Origin of the sequence: Rhizobium sp. MHM7A, assembly GCF_005862215.1 — a bacterium.
GTDB classification, from domain to species: Bacteria; Pseudomonadota; Alphaproteobacteria; order Rhizobiales; family Rhizobiaceae; genus Rhizobium; species Rhizobium bangladeshense.
Map to the genome: position 1 here is coordinate 1 of NZ_VCHT01000010.1, position 18,514 is coordinate 18,514.

Annotated in this window: 17 protein-coding genes; 14 read left to right on the forward strand and 3 right to left on the reverse strand. The window is 63.2% G+C overall.

Features of this window, described 5'->3' with window-relative positions; translation table 11 throughout:
* The first annotated feature begins 216 nt into the window (after positions 1-216).
* The 6 genes from FFR93_RS26750 to FFR93_RS26775 all read left to right on the forward strand — a co-directional run bounded on the left by FFR93_RS26750 (position 217) and on the right by FFR93_RS26775 (position 7,062).
* Positions 217-516, forward strand: a complete 300-nt coding sequence (locus tag FFR93_RS26750) for a hypothetical protein (RefSeq protein WP_138395388.1) — start codon at positions 217-219, stop codon at positions 514-516.
* A 227-nt stretch (positions 517-743) separates the two neighbouring features.
* Positions 744-1,406: a methyltransferase domain-containing protein gene (locus FFR93_RS26755; protein WP_064707814.1), complete on the forward strand. Its 663-nt coding sequence runs from the start codon at positions 744-746 to the stop codon at positions 1,404-1,406.
* Positions 1,407-1,734: 328 nt separating this feature from the next.
* Positions 1,735-2,616 (forward strand): aldo/keto reductase, encoded by an 882-nt coding sequence (locus FFR93_RS26760; protein WP_064707815.1) that lies wholly within the window; start codon positions 1,735-1,737, stop codon positions 2,614-2,616.
* Between the two features lie 631 nt (positions 2,617-3,247).
* Positions 3,248-4,525, forward strand: coding sequence for an alpha/beta hydrolase (locus FFR93_RS26765; RefSeq protein WP_064707816.1), 1,278 nt, complete (start codon positions 3,248-3,250; stop codon positions 4,523-4,525).
* A gap of 196 nt (positions 4,526-4,721) precedes the next feature.
* On the forward strand, positions 4,722-5,972 hold the full coding sequence (locus FFR93_RS26770) for an FAD-dependent oxidoreductase (RefSeq protein ID WP_138395389.1): 1,251 nt from the start codon (positions 4,722-4,724) through the stop codon (positions 5,970-5,972).
* Between the two features lie 52 nt (positions 5,973-6,024).
* Positions 6,025-7,062 carry a 4-hydroxyproline epimerase gene (locus tag FFR93_RS26775; RefSeq protein WP_138395390.1) on the forward strand — a complete coding sequence of 346 codons (1,038 nt, stop codon included), beginning with the start codon at positions 6,025-6,027 and terminating at the stop codon, positions 7,060-7,062.
* A gap of 382 nt (positions 7,063-7,444) precedes the next feature.
* Here FFR93_RS26775 and FFR93_RS26780 read toward each other — a convergent pair whose 3' ends face one another.
* On the reverse strand, positions 7,445-8,995 hold the full coding sequence (locus FFR93_RS26780) for a winged helix-turn-helix domain-containing protein (protein WP_138395391.1): 1,551 nt from the start codon (positions 8,993-8,995) through the stop codon (positions 7,445-7,447).
* Between the two features lie 118 nt (positions 8,996-9,113).
* On the opposite strand from FFR93_RS26780, the gene FFR93_RS26785 reads away from it, so the two are divergent.
* Entirely contained in the window at positions 9,114-9,548 is a 435-nt protein-coding gene (locus FFR93_RS26785; protein ID WP_138395392.1) for a cupin domain-containing protein, read from the forward strand.
* Between the two features lie 99 nt (positions 9,549-9,647).
* Complete coding sequence (locus FFR93_RS26790) at positions 9,648-10,130, forward strand: RidA family protein (RefSeq protein WP_138395393.1); 483 nt, start codon at positions 9,648-9,650, stop codon at positions 10,128-10,130.
* 104 nt (positions 10,131-10,234) lie between these two features.
* Here FFR93_RS26790 and FFR93_RS26795 read toward each other — a convergent pair whose 3' ends face one another.
* Entirely contained in the window at positions 10,235-10,705 is a 471-nt protein-coding gene (locus FFR93_RS26795; protein WP_064707822.1) for an RbsD/FucU domain-containing protein, read from the reverse strand.
* Positions 10,689-11,936 (reverse strand): ROK family transcriptional regulator, encoded by a 1,248-nt coding sequence (locus FFR93_RS26800; protein ID WP_138395394.1) that lies wholly within the window; start codon positions 11,934-11,936, stop codon positions 10,689-10,691. The genes FFR93_RS26795 and FFR93_RS26800 overlap by 17 nt, the downstream gene beginning before the upstream one ends.
* A 313-nt stretch (positions 11,937-12,249) precedes the next feature.
* Between FFR93_RS26800 and FFR93_RS26805 the strand changes: the two genes are divergently transcribed.
* The 6 genes from FFR93_RS26805 to FFR93_RS26830 all read left to right on the forward strand — a co-directional run bounded on the left by FFR93_RS26805 (position 12,250) and on the right by FFR93_RS26830 (position 18,378).
* Positions 12,250-13,269 (forward strand): sugar ABC transporter substrate-binding protein, encoded by a 1,020-nt coding sequence (locus FFR93_RS26805; RefSeq protein WP_064707889.1) that lies wholly within the window; start codon positions 12,250-12,252, stop codon positions 13,267-13,269.
* A 152-nt stretch (positions 13,270-13,421) separates the two neighbouring features.
* A complete protein-coding gene (locus FFR93_RS26810) occupies positions 13,422-14,486 on the forward strand; it encodes an ABC transporter permease (RefSeq protein WP_064707824.1) in 1,065 nt (354 codons plus the stop codon).
* Positions 14,487-14,488: 2 nt separating this feature from the next.
* On the forward strand, positions 14,489-15,271 hold the full coding sequence (locus FFR93_RS26815; RefSeq protein ID WP_064707825.1) for an ATP-binding cassette domain-containing protein: 783 nt from the start codon (positions 14,489-14,491) through the stop codon (positions 15,269-15,271).
* Positions 15,268-15,900 (forward strand): nucleoside triphosphate hydrolase, encoded by a 633-nt coding sequence (locus FFR93_RS26820; protein WP_064707826.1) that lies wholly within the window; start codon positions 15,268-15,270, stop codon positions 15,898-15,900. The genes FFR93_RS26815 and FFR93_RS26820 overlap by 4 nt, the downstream gene beginning before the upstream one ends.
* A 71-nt stretch (positions 15,901-15,971) precedes the next feature.
* A complete protein-coding gene (pyrC, locus tag FFR93_RS26825) occupies positions 15,972-17,012 on the forward strand; it encodes a dihydroorotase (protein ID WP_138395395.1) in 1,041 nt (346 codons plus the stop codon).
* Positions 17,013-17,199: 187 nt separating this feature from the next.
* Positions 17,200-18,378 (forward strand): GGDEF domain-containing protein, encoded by a 1,179-nt coding sequence (locus FFR93_RS26830; protein WP_064707828.1) that lies wholly within the window; start codon positions 17,200-17,202, stop codon positions 18,376-18,378.
* Positions 18,379-18,514 lie beyond the last annotated feature (136 nt).

Genomic DNA, 18,514 nt, shown 5'->3' on the forward strand with positions numbered 1-18,514 from the left:
GTGGGGGCAGGTTTCTTCAACATGTCCCAGTGAATCATAAACCCCTGGACGGTGCCAGGGGTTTGTCAGCAGTCTGAAGGCGGCGCATGCCGCCTTTTTTCCTGCTTTGGGCGCCTCTCACATGTTCGTGACCTCTCTTGCGACGCGGTAGATTGTGACAGATCCGCTTCCTAACTCCTCGGCGTAAATTCACCTGATCCTCCCAAGGAGACGACAATGACCACGACGTTCAAGAGCGGCCTGGCGGCCGCGGCCATCGGCGCGATGCTCGGTCTTTCCACCTTCGCGGCGCAAGCGGCCCCGCTCCAGTCGAGCGCAACGGAGCAGGGCTCGGTCGAGCAGCCGGTTGCCCGGGGTGAGACCCGGGTCCAGCACGACAGGAGCACGACCGGTTCGATCGGTGAACGCGGCCCGAAGGGCATGGCTTCGCCCTATATGATGAACCCGAAGAAGCCGCTGAACATGGGTTGCAAGCTCGGCTTCAACCCGACCAGCAGTTCCGGCTGCAACTATTGACGCCTCGGCGCCTTGTTTGGGGGCGGCCTGTAGGCCGCTCCCTTTCGCTGCAGACAACGGCGCCTGGGAGGGAAAAGGTGCCACAGATGCAAAATCACGCCGCCGGTGGGAAAAAGTGGGTAAATGCCCGGGTCACAAGGGCGATTGACGTGTCTGCCTTGGAATTGCCATGCTGGCCGCGATGGTCGCATCAATACTCAATTGAATTTCAGACAGGTGGGACAGTCATGACCGCAAAGGCTGCATGCTCCGATTTCCTGCATTTTTTCCGCTCCTGGATCAGCAATCCGCTTCGGGTGGCCGCCATCGCGCCGTCGGGTGATTCACTTGCCAGAATCATGACCAGCGAAATTGCGGCACTCGATGGGCCGATCATCGAGCTCGGCCCGGGCACGGGCGTGTTCACCCGGGCGCTGCTCGCCCGCGGCATCAGCGAGGCCGATCTGACGCTGATCGAGTATGGCCCGGAATTCATCGACGCGCTGCAGGCGCGGTTCCCGGCGGCGCGCATATTGCAGATGGACGCAGCCCACCTTGCGCAGGCCGATATCTTCGAGGGCGAGCCGGTCGGGGCCGTCATCAGCGGCCTGCCGCTTCTGTCCATGTCGCCGCGCAAGATCGCCTCAATCCTTGCCGGCGTCTTCACCTACATGCGCCCGGGCGGTGCAGTCTATCAATTTACCTATGGCCCGCGCTGCCCTGTGCCGCGGCCGATCCTCGACCGCCTCGGCCTCAAGGCCGTGCGCATAGGGGGCACGGTTCGCAACCTGCCGCCGGCGTCCGTTTACCGGATCTCGCGGCGCAAGCCGCTGGAACTCTCACGCGAGCGCCTGAGATACCGTGACGCCGACATCGATGTCGCCGCCTTTTCGGGCGAATCGGCCGGCTGAACGCGGCAACGCCTGAGCGGAAGCGACAGGCTTCGACGCAGCCCGGCCGATATCCCGGCGCACCGCTGCTGCGCCGGTCGAGGGAGAGTTTTCGGCCCCTCCCTGTTATCACTGCAGGGTCGTCCTATATGTGCAAGCGTCGCAGCGGCCCCATTTCCGATATCGCCGCGGCGGCCGGGTCATCACTATGCCGGGCATCACCAGACACGGCAGACATTCAGAACAGAAGCCATCCTCGCCAGCCCGGCATCCCCGCGCTGGCGAAGCGAGCGGCTTCGGCCATTTCACCGACATTGAACAATTTTATTGACCAAGAGAGGAAAAGATCATGTCCAGTTACAACGCAGCCAAGTCAGGCACCTTCAGGATCGGCGGCGAGATCGAGGTCAACCGTCTCGGTTTCGGCGCCATGCGCGTTACCGGCAAGGGGATCTGGGGCGAGCCTGATGATCACGCCGAATCCATCCGGACGCTGAAACGTCTGCCGGAACTTGGCGTCAATTTCATTGATACGGCCGATTCCTACGGGCCCGATGTCTCCGAATGGCTGATCAAGGAGGCGCTGCATCCCTATGGCGAGGGTTCCGTCATCGCCACCAAGGGCGGCCTGACCCGCCACGGTCCCGACATCTGGCTGCCCGTCGGCCGTCCGGAATATCTGATCCAGCAGGCGCATAAGAGCCTGCGCAATCTCGGCGTCGAGCAGATTGATCTTTGGCAGCTTCACCGCATCGATCCGAAGGTGCCGGCCAGGGAGCAGTTCGACGCGATCAGATCGCTGCTCGATGCCGGCCTCATCCGCCATGCGGGCCTGAGCGAAGTCTCCGTCGCGGAGATCGAGGCGGCCTCGAAGCACTTCAAGGTCGCGACCGTCCAGAACCGCTACAATCTCGTCGATCGCACCAGTGAAGACGTGCTCGATTATTGCGCCAAGCACAATATCGGCTTCATTCCGTGGTATCCGCTCGCCGCCGGCGACCTTGCCAAGCCGGGCTCGCTGCTCGATACGATCGCCAGGAAGCACAATGCCGCCCCCAGCCAGATCGCGCTCGCCTGGGTGCTGAAGCGCAGCCCGGTGATGCTGCCGATCCCCGGCACCTCGAAGGTCAAGCATCTCGAGGAAAACGTCGCAGCGGTGGACATCACGCTGTCGGATGAGGAATTTTCGGGCCTCGATGCCGAAGGCCGGAAGCTCTTCAAGGCGGCTTGAGGCGGAAGCTGGAAACGAGCGCCGTGGATTGCCCTCATCCTAACCCTCTCCCCGTTTTGACGAGGAGAGGGGACGTGCCCTGCGAGAGCGAGGGGGAACTGAGAGGGTGCGGCGTGTCGCTTCGCCCCGTTTACGGGGGTCCGAAGGACGGGGCGAGACCCGCGGCTCGACCCAGGCAGAGGTGGCGGCAGCCGGATGAGGGGCAGCAGCCGCCATAACTTTCAGCATAATTTTGACCAACCGGTCAAAGATGCCGCAAAATGTGGCGCACACCGCCGCTTGAAGTGGCAAGCATTGCATCCACTGCATTGCTGCATTGCGGTAATTTCGCTATTCCTGATCGAATGAATGGGGTATCACTATCTTCGTAAGCAGCGCACTCCTCCTCCCAAGCGCTCTTACATCGGACCGACAACACTCCTCCTCCCAGTTGTCGGTTAGGATCAAGAGCCTGGCGCACCTCCTCCCGCGCCAGGCTCTTTTCTTTTTCCCATCCAATTGGTTGGTTGCCGATACTGCTTATGCCACTGCGCCGGCATTGCTCACCGTGCGCGGTTTGACTCGACAGGCTTGGTCGGACTATTTGAACTTGTGCCGCCCGTCCGGCGCGTGAACCGATTGGAGTTTAGTCATGATCGGCAAATGGCGCGACTCGCGTGCGGCTTTGGCAGGACTTCTGGTGGCAACCATGATGCTCGCAGGCTGCGGCGGCAGGCCGGTCGGCGTCATGCAGGCGGCCGGCACAGTGCCGCCGGGCACGTCGAAGGTCGATCTCCTGGTGGCGACGACGCGCGCTGCCGACGACAATCCCGCCGTGCTTTTCTCCGGCGAACGCGGCACGGGGCTTGCCGTCAACGCGGTCGATGTCTCGATCCCTCCGGATGCAAATCGCAAGATCGGCCAGGTGCAATGGCCGAAACGGCTGCCGGCCGATCCTCTCCGGGATTTCGTAACCGTCTCCGTCGATCCGCTCGAGGGCGAGCGGGCGGGCGAGAGCTGGCTGAAGAGCCATATGCCGAAGAGCCGCCGCGTGCTCGTCTTCGTGCACGGTTTCAACAATCGCTATGAGGATGCCGTCTACCGCTTCGCGCAGATCGTCCATGATTCGCATGCCGACGTCGCGCCGGTCGTCTTCACCTGGCCTTCGCGCGCCAGCATCTTCGATTACAACTACGATAAGGAAAGCACCAACTATTCCCGCGATGCGCTGGAAGAGCTGCTCACTCGCACCGCCGCCAATCCCGCCGTCGGCGACGTCACGGTCATGGCTCATTCGATGGGCACCTGGCTGACCGTCGAAGCACTCCGGCAGATGGCGATCCGCAACGGTCAGGTCGCGTCGAAGATCAACAATGTCATCCTTGCCTCGCCGGATCTCGATGTCGACGTCTTCGGCCGGCAGTTCATGAGCCTTGGCAAGGACCGGCCGCATTTCACCATCTTCGTCTCCCGGGATGATCGCGCCTTGGCGTTGTCGCGGCGCATCTCGGGCAATATCGATCGTCTCGGCCAGATCGATCCTTCCGCCGAACCTTACCGCAGCAAGCTTGAAGCCGCCGGCATCACCGTGCTCGATCTCACCAAGCTCAAGGGCGGCGACCGGCTGAACCACGGCAAATTCGCCGAAAGCCCGGAAGTGGTGAAGCTGATCGGCGACCGGCTGATTGCCGGCCAGACGATCACCGATTCCAATGTCGGTCTCGGCGAGGCGGTCGGCGCGGTGGCGATGGGGGCGGCCCAGACCGCCGGAAGTGCCGTCAGCGTCGCCGTCAGCACGCCGATCGCGATCTTCGATCCGCGCACCCGGCGCAACTACGATGCCCAGCTGAAGCGCCTCGGGCAGTCGATGGACAATACCGTCGGATCGGTAGGGGACAGCGTCGGCGCCGGCTTGCCGGAAAGCCAGTAAGATTCGACAGAATGATTCCAGCAGAAGTGCGTGAGCGGCTTTGCCGGGAAAAGCGCAAAGCGGCTTTCCGAGGGAATTGCGCGAAAAGATTTTCCGTAATTCGGAGAAACCGAAATTCTCTAGGCAGCACCGTCAATCTGATATATCAGATTGACGAACGGCGATCCTGTCTGCCGTTAGGCGATGGGTTGATGGCATGGCGGAAGAGACGAAGAAGAGGGTGGTCGTCGTCGGCGCGGGCGTGATCGGCGCCTCGATCGCCTTCGAATTGCAGCGGCGCGGCCTGGAGGTCACGCTGATCGACAAGGGTGAACCCGGACGCGGCACCTCTTTCGGCAATATGGCGAGCATCGCGCTCGATTTCGCCGCCGGTTCCGGCCCGTCGACTTGGAAGAAGATCCCCGGCTGGTTGCTCGACCCCGAAGGCCCGGTCTGGTTGCGGCCTTCCTATGCCGCGCGGATGCTGCCCTGGTTCCTGCGCTTCCTTGCGGCCGGCCGCCCGTCGCGGCTCCGAGAAATCGAGGATGCCGGCATGAGCCTGTCGCTGCGGGCGCTCGGCGATTCGAGGGAGATGCTGCAGGCGATCGGCGCGTCCGAGCTGATGACGGAGGAGGGCTGTCTCGCCATTTACGAGACCGAGGCGGAATTTGCCGCCGACCGCGGCCACCTCGCCATGATGCAGCGCTACGGCCTTGAATTCGAGGTCTTGAGCAACGGCGCCATCCAATATTATGAACCGGCCCTTTCGTCTGCCATCGCCAAAGCCGTGCTGCTGCCGGACAACAAGTCGATCCGCGATCCCTATGGGCTGGTGGTCAAACTGGCTGACGCCGCCATCGCCGCTGGCGCAGCCTTCGTCTCCTGCGCTGTGAGGAACATCGAGCGCAAGGGCGACGGCACCCTCGTCGTCCTGCTTGATGACGGACGTCGGATCGAGGCCGGGTCGGTGGTGCTCGCCGCCGGCGTCCACACCCGTTTCCTCGCGGCAAAGCTCGGCGAACCAATTCCGCTCGAAACCGAGCGCGGCTATCACACGCAGATCATGAAGCCGGGCATCTCCATGCGCTATTCGGTGATCTGGCCGCATCGCGCCTTCATGGTGACGCCGACGGCCGGCGGCATCCGTGTCGGCGGCAATGTCGAACTGGCCGGGCTCGACGCCGCGCCCGATTTCCGCCGGCCGAGGGTGCTGGTGCGCCACGCCCAGCGGGTGCTGCCGGGTCTGAAGGTCGAGGAGGCGACGGAATGGATGGGCCATCGCCCCGCCTTGCCCGATACGATCCCGATCATTTCGCCGTCCTCAAAACTGCCGGGTGTTTTCTATGCCACCGGTCATGGCCATCTCGGCCTGACATATGCCGCGACGACAGCGCGGTTGATCGGCGATATGGTGAGCGGAGCAAAACCGTCGGTCGATATGACCCCGTTCCGCATAGACCGATACTGATTGGGAATCGCGTCGACGGCGTCCGCCGTCGCGTCCGAACTGGAGTTTCGACATGAGATGGAAGCGCACCATCCAACTGCTGGACGTTCATGCGGAGGGCGAGATCGGCCGCGTCGCGATCGGCGGCGTTCCGAAGATCCCCGGCGAAACCATCGCTGCGCAATTGCACTGGCTGAACACCGATCCGAAAGGCGAAGAGCTCCGCCGCTTCCTGTGCCTGGAACCGCGCGGAGCTCCGATCGGCTCGGTCAACCTGCTGCTGCCGGCAAGGCACCCGGACGCCGACGCTGCATTCATCATTCTGCAGCCAGACCAGGCGCATGCCAGCTCCGGTTCAAACTCCATCTGCGTGACGACGGCCTTGCTCGAATCCGGCATCGTCGAGATGAAGGAGCCCGAGACGATCGTGACGCTGGAAACAGCCGCCGGCCTCGTCAAGGCGGTGGCGACCTGCCGCGACGGCCGATGCGAAAAGGTCAGGCTCACCATGGTGCCCTCCTTCGTCCATGAGCTCGACGTCGAGATCGACACGCCGCATTGGGGAAAGATCAAAGCCGATCTCTGCTATGGCGGCATCTTCTATGCGCTGGTCGATGTCGGCCAGATCAATCTGACGATCGAGAAGGCCAATGCCGCTGGCCTCGTGCAGGCCGGCATGATCCTGAAAGAGCTGATCAATCGCGATATCAAGGTCGTTCACCCTGAAATCCCGGCGATCTCGGGCGTTGCCTATGTGATGTTCCGCGATACCGAGGCCGACGGCACGGTGCGCACCTGCACCACCATGTGGCCTGGCCGGGCCGACCGCTCGCCCTGCGGCACCGGCAATTCCGCCAATCTCGCCACCCTTTATGCCCGCGGCAAGGCCAAGGTCGGCGACGTCTTCACCTCGAAATCGATCATCAGCTCGGAATTCGAGGTCGGCCTGCAGGCGGTGACCGAGGTCGCCGGCCGCCCGGCGGTCATCCCCACCATCACCGGCCGCGGCTTCACCTTCGGCCTCACCCAGGTCGCCCTCGATCCCTTCGACCCGCATCCCGGCGGCTTCGCCCTGACGGATGTCTGGGGGCCGTCGGCGGGGGAGATTTGAGCGGTTCGAGCAGTGCTGAATGCGTGGTGATTTCCCGGCGGTTTGTGCCGATGTCTACCCCGCACGCACCAGCGACATAGGTGGCGGGTCTCCGCCACAACTCGCTCGGGCGGAGTGAAAGCATCGAAAATTCGATCTGCCAGACGAGGCCGCGCGGGATCCAAAGTCCAAATATCAGTGTAGTCTTCGAAGGTTACCGCGCGTTCCGGGGCCAAGCCATGGACGTTTCGCTGCGCGTAAGCATATCTTCGCCGCAAATCGGATGGGGCCGCATGGGATCGACACGAGTGACGCTGGAGGGCCGTGGACGAAAAACGGGGGGATCGATCAGCGCTGCGCCGGCGCGGCGACGTCGGCCATAAGGCTACGCCGTCAGCGAAGGTCAGTCAGTTTGCCGGGTTTGAAGATCCACCTCGCGTAGCAGTTCCTGCAGGCGCCGCGCCCATTCCTTGTTGCCATCTCTGAACGGGCCAAGCGCATCGCCGGCAGCTTCGGGAAAATCGCTTGCCGCGGCGGCAAAGCGGCGAGCCTGCTGGCGATCTCCAACGGCCGCGTGGCAGCACGCCTGAATGCGCAGCAGCGCCGGCCAGTCAGGCCGCGCCTTTAGCGCAGTACGCCCGGTCTCGAGCGCGCCTCCGACGTCGCCGGAAAAAAACAGTGCGAGCATCAGCAGGCTGAACCAGACGCCGTTCTGCGGATCGTGGGGGTTGAGTTCGAGGCCGTGCGCCAGGGGCCTGCGCGCGCCGGCCGCATCGCCTGAAAACAGGTGCGCCATGCCGAGGACGAGATGCCCCAGGGCGAAGCTCGAACCGAGCTCGATCGACCGTTCTGCCGCCAGGATCGCCTGCTCGGGCCGGCCTGAGTAAGCCGATACGATCGCCAGCGCATAATGCGCGTACGGATTTCGCGCGTCGAGATAGATTGCCCGCAGCGCCGCATCCAATCCTTCCTTGCCGTCCTCCGCAGGGTTGTCGGTCCAGCCGTAGGCGATCAGCCCGGCATTCACCCGTGCCCGCCAGATCTGCGCTTCTGGAAGCATGGGATCGAGCTGCGCCGCGTCGCGGAAGAAACGGCGTGCGAGAAGGTGGGTGGGCTGTGTGACCTTGTGGAAGTTGAACGTGCCTTGCCGTACGAGATCCCAGGCCGTGATGTTGCCGGTGTGGGGAGCAACCGGAAGCCCATGGCGCAGCAGCAGCTCAGGCTCGATCGCCGCTGCGATCCGCTCGGCGATGGCGTCTTGCACCGCAAATAGATCGGCCATCTGGAGATCGTAATGTTCGGACCAGACGGTGGCGCCTTCCGCAGTGTCGGCGAGGTGCACCGATATTCGGATTCGATCGCCGCTCTGGCGGATAGCCCCATCCACAAGGAAATCGACGCCAAGTTCGCGCGCGATCGCCTGCGGATCCTTCGAGTCATTCCTCCTGCAGAAACTCGCCCCACGTGAGGCGACGCGGAACCATCTGAACCGGGCAAGCGCCATGATCAGATCGTCGGCGACTCCGTCGGCGAGATACTGTCTTTCAGCATCGCCGGCGAGATTTTCGAAGGGCAGGACTGCAATCCCGGGGATCGGCCTGGTCTCGGCGTGCCATACGCTATCGGCTCCGTCGGTGCGGCTCTCCACCACACCGGAAAATCTATATCCGACCCGTGGGACGGTGACGATCCATTCGCTGCCGTCCGATGCGGGCCCGAGCAGCTTGCGAAGGGCGGCAAGCTGAACGGAAAGATTGCTTTCCTCGACGGCCAATCCCGGCCAAACGGCGTCCATCAGGGCGGACTTCGAGACCACACCTCCCTGTGCCGAGAGCAGTGTGGCGAGCAGCGAGGCGCCGCGGGCGCCGATGGCGACAGGCCTCTTGTCGCGGAGCAGACATCCGTTCTCGGCAATGAACTTGAAGTGACCGAATGCAAGGGGCGGCGTGTTCATGGCCGCAAATAATACGCCAATTTCGTACCTTTTCGGATTTTTTCGGCTGCGCTTCAGGACTTGCGCCGGCTGAGCGCGCAGGGTTGGTGCCATTGCAGCGATCGAAGTGGTGAGAGCGATGACGAACAAAGCAACGCAACCGAAGAAATCCGAAACATTCGTTGCGAGCGTCGTTCGCACCGGCGGCAGCCATGTCGCCAGGCAGGGATCGGTCTATCGCTCCGGCGTCTCGGCTGAAAGCGTCGGATCAAGCATGCTGTGGCTCGGAACGATTTCGCTGCCGGCCGGCAGACGAACCAGCGCCCACTGCCACCAGGGTCACGAGACGGCCCTGCTGATGACCGCGGGCAAAGAGATCGAGATCTGGTCGGGAGCAGCGCTCGAACGCTGCGAAACGGTCCGCCCCGGCGATTACCTGTTCATTCCGGCTGGCGTTCCTCATGTCGCCGTCAATCGCAGCAGCGAAGATGCCGAGTTCCTCGGCGCTCGCAACGACCCCGCGGCCAATGAGAGCGTCGTTCTGATGCCGGAGCTCGACGCGATCGTACCCTGAGGCATATCGCCCGGGACCGTGCAGAGGTTCCGGGTCGCGAAGCCCCGCCACTTTGGCGCGTCGTGCTCTGATCACACTGATCACAACGGGAGGTGCATTATGGCGATCATCGAACAGCGTTTGGCCGAAATGGGTCTGGACCTGCCCGAGCCTTTGAAGGTTCGCGAGGGGCTGCGCTTGCCCTTCGCCTGGGTTCGCCTGCGCGGCAATCGAGCTTACATTTCCGGCCACGTCGCCTGCAGCCGCGACGGGACCTTGGCGCAGCCGCTCGGCAAGGTCGGGTCCGAGATTTCGCCGGAGCAGGGCTACGAGTCGGCGCGGCTCGTGGCGCTCGCTCATCTCGCGAGCCTCAAGCGGGCTGTCGGCGATCTCGATCGGGTCACGGCTTGGCTGCGCGTCTTTGCCATGGTCAACGTTGCGCCGGGGTTCAATGAGACGCCGCTGGTCACCAACGGTTATTCCGATCTGATCCTGGCGCTGTACGGACCTGATGTCGGCGCCCACGCCCGCTCTTCCATCGGCATGGCGATTCCATTGAATGCGCCGGTGAATTGCGAAGCGGAAGTCGAAATCGACGGGTGAGCGCTCGTGCCTGTCACCGCCGCGGTTCCGCGCGGCGGGCATGAAGACAATGGCTCTATGCATTCGTTGAAAGCGTCTTGAGCGCCCTTTCTGCGTTCGCCGCCCTAATACACAAAGGGGTCCACCTCGGCCTGCGCACCCGCTTCCTTCGGATAGATCACGCCCTTGCGCAGGATGATGTTGGCATAGAGCCTGGGCTCGCTGGTCTGGATCAGCGCATGGGCCGCCCGCACCCTGCCGTAGAAATCCTGGCCGACCAGCGGCACCACCTGGCGATGGGGTTCGTGGCGGGCGCAGCAGTCGATCATTTCCTCATGCACCGGATCGAGCTTGTCGCGCTCGGCCTTGACGGTCGAGCGGAAGATCGCTTCCGGCACGAAATCGTCGATCGGCAGCACGCTGAGCACGGCGTTGAGAACCGGGATGAGGTGGTGGCCGTCGAGCCGGATCAGCCGGCGGGCATGTTCGACTCCGGGATAGTTGCCGTCGACGATTGCGATCTCGTCGCCGTGGCCCATTGCCCGAAGCGTAAAAAGCAATTCAGGGCTCAAGAGCGGATCAAGTCCCTTCAGCATGGTCTACCTCCTTGAAGAGTACGTTCTGGTCGGTGAGATAGCGCGCAAAGATCGGCAGGCTGGCGCCGCCGATCGCGCGTGCCTGCGCGCCGACTGCGCCCTCGATGATTTCGGGCATGAGGACGCCCTGCAGGTCGAGCTTGGCGGCTTCGTCGATCGTTGCTTGCACGACGCGGCTGCGCACCCAATGGGGAAAGCCGCCGTCGATGACGGCGGCGCTGAAATCGACGATCGAGGCGGCGGCGACGATCGCCTGGGCCAGCGCCTTGGCGGTATCCTGGATCCAGGCCTCCATCGGTTCCCCGAAATCCACCCAGTCGTCGGCGGAATACCAGAGCGGCTCAGGATCGATGCCGCGCTCGCGCAGCATGTTTTCCAGCACGAAGATCGAGGCGATTTCGAGCAGCTGCTTGGTTTTGCCGTTCCTGTCGCGCACGGGCAACGGCCCGATCGCGCCCGCCGTGCCGGTGCGGCCCGAAAAGATCGCCGAATTCAGGACGATGCCGCCGCCGATGAAGGAGCCTATGAAGAAATAGACGAAGTCGGGATAGGAGGGGCCGACGCCGAAGACGAGTTCGGCCCCGCAGGCGCTGGTCGCATCGTTCTGCAGGAAGACGGGGTGGGAGACGCGCGCGGCGATATCTGCCTGCAGGTCGACATCCCGCCAGACCTCCATGGCGCCGGGCGGCGCCCCCACCTCTTCTGCCCAGTTCCACAGCTCGAACGGGGCGGCGATACCGAGGCCGGCGATGCGGCTGCGCTGCTTGTCGTCGAGCCGGCTTTCGATCTCCTGAATGCCTGCGGTGACGAAGGCGAGGATGTCTTGCGGCAGCGGGTAGGCATAGGTCTGGTGCAACTGCATGCGGATTCGGCCAACGAAATCCATCAGCACCAGATCGGCGCTGCGCCGGCCCATCTTCAGGCCGAAGGAATAGACGGCGTCGGGATTGAGATGCATCGGGATCGACGGCTGACCGACACGGCCGCGCACCGGCGCCCCGCGCGACAGCAGCCCTTCCTTTTCCAGAACCCGCATGATGACCGAGACGGTCTGCGCCGAAAGCCCGCTGCGGCGCGCGATATCGGCCTTCGACAGTGCGCCGTAAAGGCGCACCAGCGACAGCACGAGCCGTTCGTTATAGGCGCGCACCCGGACCTGATTCGCACCACCGGCCGGATTTAGAATTGGCGGCGGAACCGGTGTGTGTTCCGGTCCATCCAAAGACGACATGGCCGCTCCTCCCGAGCGTTCGCCTCCTGCATTCTCCTCATCGGAGGCGATGTGAAAACATGCAGCAGCTCAAAGCGGTACCGCGTTCGTCGCGTCTGAGACGCGCGGCGCTGTACACTGTAACTCTATCGAGCATGCCACATCGAATTAATAATTCAATTGGATTTATTTATTGACAAGCGGATTTCTTTCGCTCTTAATTGCCGTCGTCAAGGGCACCGGCAGCTTTGGAGCTATCGCGACTGAAGCGAAGTGTCATATTCTGAAAATTCCGGCCCGCAGGGGCGGCGCCGGCAAACTCTGGGAGGAGTTCATGAAGAAATCAGTTCTCGCATTTGGCGCGCTCGCGCTCGGTGTCGCTTTTTCCGCTCCGGCGATGGCGGCTGAAGTTTCCGCCTGCCTGATCACCAAGACCGACACCAACCCCTTCTTCGTCAAGATGAAGGAAGGTGCGACGGCCAAGGCCAAGGAACTCGGCGTTTCGCTGAAGTCCTATGCCGGCAAGATCGACGGTGACAGCGAAAGCCAGGTCGCAGCGATCGAAAGCTGCATCGCCGACGGCGCAAAGGGCATCCTGCTGACGGCTTCGGACACCAAGGGCATCGTGCCTGCGGTCAAGAAGGCCCGCGACGCCGGTCTGCTGGTCATCGCGCTCGACACGCCGCTCGAGCCGGCCGATGCCGCCGATGCCACCTTCGCCACCGACAACCTGCTCGCCGGCAAGCTGATCGGCCAGTGGGCCAAGGAAACCCTCGGCGACAAGGCCAAGGACGCCAAAGTCGGCTTCCTCGACCTGACGCCGTCGCAGCCGACGGTCGACGTTCTGCGCGACCAGGGCTTCATGATGGGCTTCGGCATCGACCCGAAGAACCCGGACAAGATCGGCGACGAAGACGACAGCCGCATCGTCGGGCATGACGTGACCAACGGCAACGAGGAAGGCGGCCGCAAGGCCATGGAAAACCTTCTGCAGAAGGATCCGAGCATCAACGTCATCCACACGATCAACGAGCCGGCCGCTGTCGGCGCCTACCAGGCGCTGAAGGCCGTCGGCATGGAAAAGAACGTGCTGATCGTCTCGGTTGACGGCGGCTGCCCCGGCGTCAAGTCGGTCAAGGAAGGTGTCATCGGCGCCACCTCGCAGCAATATCCGCTGCTGATGGCGTCGCTCGGTATCGAGGCGATCAAGAAGTTCGCCGACTCGGGTGAAAAGCCGAAGCCGACCGAAGGCAAGTCCTTCTTCGACACCGGCGTCTCGCTCGTGACCGACAAGCCGGTCTCCGGCGTCAAATCGATCGACACCAAGGAAGGCACGGACAAGTGCTGGGGCTGAGCCCGATCTCTTGAAACAGAAGACGGCCGGGGCTTGATCCTCGGCCGTTTTGGACGGACGATGTGCCGTCGCTCCACCGGCTAAGCAACGAACGGATGAACAGGAGTGACGGCCTCCGCGCGGGTTCGGCGCGCGGATGCGGAGGAGGAACCATGACCGGAGCACAGGAATTCGAACGCGTCCTCGACGGCAGCGACAAGAACGTCGCCTCCTTCGAGCACCAGGACGTCCCGCTGATCAAGCGCGCGCAGCATTTTCTGCACTCGACGCCGGCCGCCGTGCCGCTGATCGTGCTGGTGCTGGCGATCGCCATCTTCGGGGCAACGATCGGCGGACGGTTCTTCTCGTCCTACACATTGACACTGATCCTGCAGCAGATCGCCATCGTCGGCATTCTCGGCGCGGCCCAGACACTGGTCATCCTGACGGCCGGCATCGATCTTTCGATCGGCGTCATCATGGTGATCTCGGCCGTCATCATGGGCAATGTCGCCATCACCTACGGCATACCGACGCCGATCGCGGTGATTTCGGGCCTTCTGGTCGGCGGCCTCTGCGGCCTGCTGAACGGCTTCCTCGTCGCCTTCATGAAGCTGCCGCCCTTCATCGTCACTCTCGGCACCTGGAACATCGTCATGGCGACGAATTTCATCTATTCCGCCAATGAGACGATCCGCGACGCCGATGTCGACGCACAGGCACCGCTGCTGCATCTTTTCGCGGCTAGCTTCAGGCTCGGCACCGCCGTGCTCACCCTCGGCGTCATCGCCATGGTGCTGCTCGTCCTGCTGCTCTGGTATGTACTCAATCACACTGCCTGGGGAAGGCATGTCTATGCGGTAGGCGACGATCCGGAGGCGGCGAAGCTTTCCGGTATCCAGACGAAGCGGGTGCTGCTGACCGTCTATACGCTGTCGGGCGTCATCGCCGCCTTCGCCGCCTGGGTGTCGATCGGCCGCAATGGCTCGATCTCGCCGTCCTCTGCGGTCACCGATTATAACCTTCAGGCGATCACCGCGACCGTGATCGGCGGCATCTCGCTCTTCGGCGGCCGCGGTTCCATTCTCGGCACGCTGTTCGGCGCCATGATCGTCGGCGTCGTGTCGATGGGTCTCAACATGCTCGGCGCCGATCCGCAATGGAAAGTCCTCTTGACCGGCGTGCTGATCATCGCCGCCGTCGCCATCGATCAGTGGATCAGAAAGGTTTCGGTGTGACCATGGCTGTCGAACCCATTCTCACCGCCCGCGGCCTCGTCAAGCGTTATGGACGTGTAACCGCTCTCGACAATGCCGATTTCGACCTCTATCCGGGTGAAATCCTTGCCGTCATCGGCGATAACGGCGCCGGCAAGTCGTCGCTGATCAAGGCGATTTCAGGCGCCGTCACCCCCGACGAGGGCGTGATCACGCTCGAGGGCCGGCAGGTGCATTTCCGCTCGCCGATGGAAGCGCGCGAAGCCGGCATCGAGACCGTCTACCAGAACCTCGCTCTGTCGCCGGCGCTGTCGATCGCCGACAACATGTTCCTCGGCCGCGAGATCCGCAAAAAAGGGCCGCTCGGCTCGCTGTTCCGCATGCTCGACCGGCCCGCTATGGAAAAGCTGGCGCGCAACAAGCTCTCGGAACTCGGGCTGATGACCATTCAGAACATCAACCAGGCGGTGGAGACGCTGTCGGGCGGTCAGCGCCAGGGTGTCGCCGTCGCCCGCGCCGCAGCTTTCGGTTCGAAGGTCATCATCATGGACGAACCGACGGCCGCTCTCGGTGTCAAGGAAAGCCGCCGCGTGCTGGAACTGATCCTCGACGTGCGCGCCCGCGGCCTGCCGATCGTGCTGATCTCCCACAACATGCCGCATGTCTTCGAGGTCGCCGACCGGATCCATATCCACCGTCTCGGCCGGCGCCTGACGGTGATCAACCCGAAGGAATACACCATGTCGGATGCCGTCGCCTTCATGACCGGCGCCAAGGCGGTTCCGACGGAGCCCGTTGCGGCATGAGCGTACGCATCGACGACATCGCCGGCGAGGTGCTCTCCCGCGCCGGCGATGCCAGACGGTTCCTGATCGCCGTCGCCGGGCCGCCGGGGGCGGGCAAGTCCACCATGGCCGACAATCTAGCGGCGGCGCTGAAAGCCAAAGGCGAAAGCGCCGCAGTCCTGCCGATGGACGGCTTCCACATGGACAACGCCATCCTGATCGAACGCGGTCTGCTGGCGCGCAAGGGCATCCCTGAAACTTTCGATGTCAGGGGCTTCCTCGATATCATCCGTGCGGTCAGGGCGGCCGACCAGGAGGTTCTGGCGCCGGTATTCGACCGTTCGCGCGAGCTCGCCATCGCTTCCGCCCGGCCGATCGATCCCAAGGACCGTTTCATCATCGTCGAGGGCAATTATCTGCTCTTTACGCAGGGCAAATGGGCCGAACTTGACGGCATCTTCGATTTTTCGATCATGCTGGCGCCGCCGATCGAGGTCCTCGAGGAGCGGCTCTGGGCGCGCTGGCGCGGCTACAATCTGAGCGAGGAGGCCGCCAGCGCCAAAGTCTACGGCAACGACCTGCCGAACGGCCGGCTGATCCTCGAAAACCGGCGCCCGGCCGACGTGACGCTGGAGATCGCGCTGGCGTGATGCCGCGACAATTGTTTTCTTCAGGGGTATAGTGCTATCAGGCCGCAGACGCATCGCTTCGGAGGCCTGCCATGCAATCGATCACCATCCGCCGTCCCGACGACTGGCACCTGCATCTGCGCGACGGCGCCATGCTGGAAGGCGTGATCGCCGATACGAGCCGCACCTTCGCCCGTGCCATCATCATGCCCAACCTCGTGCCGCCGGTCGTCACCACGGCGGATGCGAAGGCCTATCGCGAACGCATCCTCAAGGCGCTGCCGGACGGTCACCGCTTCCAGCCGCTGATGACGCTTTATCTGACCGAACACACCAGCCCCGACGATGTCGAGGAGGGTGCGAAGAGCGGGCTCATCACCGCCGTCAAGCTTTATCCCGCCGGCGCCACCACCAATTCGCATGGCGGTGTGCGTGACATGGAAAAGGCGATGCCGGTGCTGGAGCGCATGGCTGAGATCGGCCTGCCGCTCTGCGTCCATGGCGAGGTGACGACGCCTGACGTCGATATCTTCGACCGCGAGGCGGTCTTCATCGATACCGTGCTCCATCCCTTGCGCCGGCGCCTGCCGGAGCTGAAGGTGACGATGGAGCATGTGACAACCGCAGACGGCATCGACTACATCAAGGCGGCCAAATCAAATCTCGCCGGCTCGATCACCACCCACCACCTGATCATCAACCGCAACGCCATCCTGGTCGGCGGCATCCGCCCGCATTATTACTGCCTGCCGGTCGCCAAGCGCGAGAACCACCGGCTGGCGCTGCATGCGGCCGCCACCAGTGGCGACGCCCGCTTCTTCCTCGGCACCGATTCCGCCCCGCATGTCGATCCGCTGAAGGAATGCGCCTGCGGCTGCGCCGGCATTTACACCTCGATCAACACGATGAGCTGCCTTGCCCATGTCTTCGAGCAGGAGGGCGCTCTCGATAGGCTCGAAGCCTTCGCCTCGCTGAACGGGCCGGCCTGGTACAGGCTGTCGCCGAACGAGGAACGGATCACGCTGATTAGGCAGGCCGAGCCGGTCATCTTTCCCGCCAAGATAGAAACCGGCGCCGGCCCGGTGACGGTCTTTGATCCGATGTTCCCCCTGCATTGGCAGGTGGTGGCGTAGGATGCTCCTGCATATTTTTCTATTTTAAATAGAATATTCATTTTAAGTTGCGGCGAGCCGTTAGTCGCGTAACATTTTCATTGTGCAATGCATCATTTGTTAACGGATGCATAAGACATTCCTCCTCGCGGGAACCCCTGAGCTGCCGATCATCTGGCGCGACGACCGCTGCGGAGACTGAAGAAGCATGATGCTTGACTACAACTCCCTATTGCTGGCGCTCGGCGTCTCCGCGGCCTGCCTTGCAGTGACCTTGATGGGCGGTTGGCTGGTGCGCCGGGCCGAAACCGTGCTGCTCACCGCCACCATCGGCCTCGTCCTCGTCGTCAGCGGCATTTTTGTCTACAGCGCCTATGTCAACCGGCCGGAGATAATCTTTGCCATTGGCAGTTTCGTGCTGTTCCATGCCGGTTTCGCCACCATCTGGGGTGCGGGCAAACAGTTCCTCACCGGCCGCCTGGCTGTTTCGTCGGTCGCGCTCCGAGCGCTGGCGGCAATGGTCTCTTCCATTGTGCCGATGATCGCGGGTTATGACGGCCTCGCCTTCATCGCCGACAATCTCGCCATCGCCCTGCTGCTCTTTGCCACCGCCCGGCAATATTGGCTTGCCCGCGCCGAAGCGCCGGCGCCGCTTCTCGGCATTGCGGCGCTCTACACGCTGACTGCAATTTCCTTCGTTCTCTGCGCCGCCGTGCTGATTGCCGATGGCAAGCTGGTGCTTGGCAAGGCGCCCAGCAACTGGGCGGAAGATCTGAGCCTTGCCGTCTGCATCGCCGGCATGACCGGGATCGGCGCACTGTCGCTGGCCCTGCACCAATGGCGGCTTGCCGCCCGCCATCGTCTCGAGGCAATCACCGATCCGTTGACCGGCCTGCTCAACCGTCGTGCCGTCTTCGACCAATATGGCACGCGGCCGATGGGATCGACCACCGCCATCATCGTCTTCGATATCGACCATTTCAAATCCGTCAACGACCGCTATGGCCATGCGAGCGGCGACCGCGTTATCACCGTCTTCGCCGAGGAACTCGCCGCCAATTGCCGCCCCGGCGATACCGCCGCGAGGCTCGGGGGCGAAGAATTTGCGCTGGTGCTGAAGGAAGTCATGCCAGGCCGGGCCGAACAGACGGCTGAGCGGATCCGCAGGGCCTTCGAGGCGCGAGAGATTCCGATCGACGGTGAGGTGTTGAGATGCACAGTAAGCGTCGGCGTTGCGCCCGGCCGCTCGCAGCCACTGGATTTCGACACTATGCTGAGTGCAGCCGATAAGGCGCTTTACGCCGCCAAGCGCGCCGGCCGCAACCGCGTCGAGCTTGCCGGCCACCTGCAGGCGGTGCCCCTCGAGGCATCGCGCACGGCGTCTTGATTCCGTGTGGATCCTCTCATAACCTCGCTTCTGGCCGGATGCGGCCAGCCGCCCCGCGACGCTCCGGCGTTTATGGTGAATGCATTCAGAGATACCTTCACATCCCTTGCCGTTTGGCGATTGATGGCGAACGGGT

What these genes read in the sequence shown, in the direction of transcription:
- FFR93_RS26750 (WP_138395388.1), top strand. Translation starts at nt 217, where the DNA reads ATGACCACGACGTTCAAGAGCGGCCTGGCGGCCGCGGCCATCGGCGCG.
- FFR93_RS26755 (WP_064707814.1), top strand. Translation starts at nt 744, where the DNA reads ATGACCGCAAAGGCTGCATGCTCCGATTTCCTGCATTTTTTCCGCTCC.
- FFR93_RS26760 (WP_064707815.1), top strand. Translation starts at nt 1,735, where the DNA reads ATGTCCAGTTACAACGCAGCCAAGTCAGGCACCTTCAGGATCGGCGGC.
- FFR93_RS26765 (WP_064707816.1), top strand. Translation starts at nt 3,248, where the DNA reads ATGATCGGCAAATGGCGCGACTCGCGTGCGGCTTTGGCAGGACTTCTG.
- FFR93_RS26770 (WP_138395389.1), top strand. Translation starts at nt 4,722, where the DNA reads ATGGCGGAAGAGACGAAGAAGAGGGTGGTCGTCGTCGGCGCGGGCGTG.
- FFR93_RS26775 (WP_138395390.1), top strand. Translation starts at nt 6,025, where the DNA reads ATGAGATGGAAGCGCACCATCCAACTGCTGGACGTTCATGCGGAGGGC.
- FFR93_RS26780 (WP_138395391.1), bottom strand. Translation starts at nt 8,995, where the DNA reads ATGAACACGCCGCCCCTTGCATTCGGTCACTTCAAGTTCATTGCCGAG.
- FFR93_RS26785 (WP_138395392.1), top strand. Translation starts at nt 9,114, where the DNA reads ATGACGAACAAAGCAACGCAACCGAAGAAATCCGAAACATTCGTTGCG.
- FFR93_RS26790 (WP_138395393.1), top strand. Translation starts at nt 9,648, where the DNA reads ATGGCGATCATCGAACAGCGTTTGGCCGAAATGGGTCTGGACCTGCCC.
- FFR93_RS26795 (WP_064707822.1), bottom strand. Translation starts at nt 10,705, where the DNA reads ATGCTGAAGGGACTTGATCCGCTCTTGAGCCCTGAATTGCTTTTTACG.
- FFR93_RS26800 (WP_138395394.1), bottom strand. Translation starts at nt 11,936, where the DNA reads ATGTCGTCTTTGGATGGACCGGAACACACACCGGTTCCGCCGCCAATT.
- FFR93_RS26805 (WP_064707889.1), top strand. Translation starts at nt 12,250, where the DNA reads ATGAAGAAATCAGTTCTCGCATTTGGCGCGCTCGCGCTCGGTGTCGCT.
- FFR93_RS26810 (WP_064707824.1), top strand. Translation starts at nt 13,422, where the DNA reads ATGACCGGAGCACAGGAATTCGAACGCGTCCTCGACGGCAGCGACAAG.
- FFR93_RS26815 (WP_064707825.1), top strand. Translation starts at nt 14,489, where the DNA reads ATGGCTGTCGAACCCATTCTCACCGCCCGCGGCCTCGTCAAGCGTTAT.
- FFR93_RS26820 (WP_064707826.1), top strand. Translation starts at nt 15,268, where the DNA reads ATGAGCGTACGCATCGACGACATCGCCGGCGAGGTGCTCTCCCGCGCC.
- pyrC (WP_138395395.1), top strand. Translation starts at nt 15,972, where the DNA reads ATGCAATCGATCACCATCCGCCGTCCCGACGACTGGCACCTGCATCTG.
- FFR93_RS26830 (WP_064707828.1), top strand. Translation starts at nt 17,200, where the DNA reads ATGATGCTTGACTACAACTCCCTATTGCTGGCGCTCGGCGTCTCCGCG.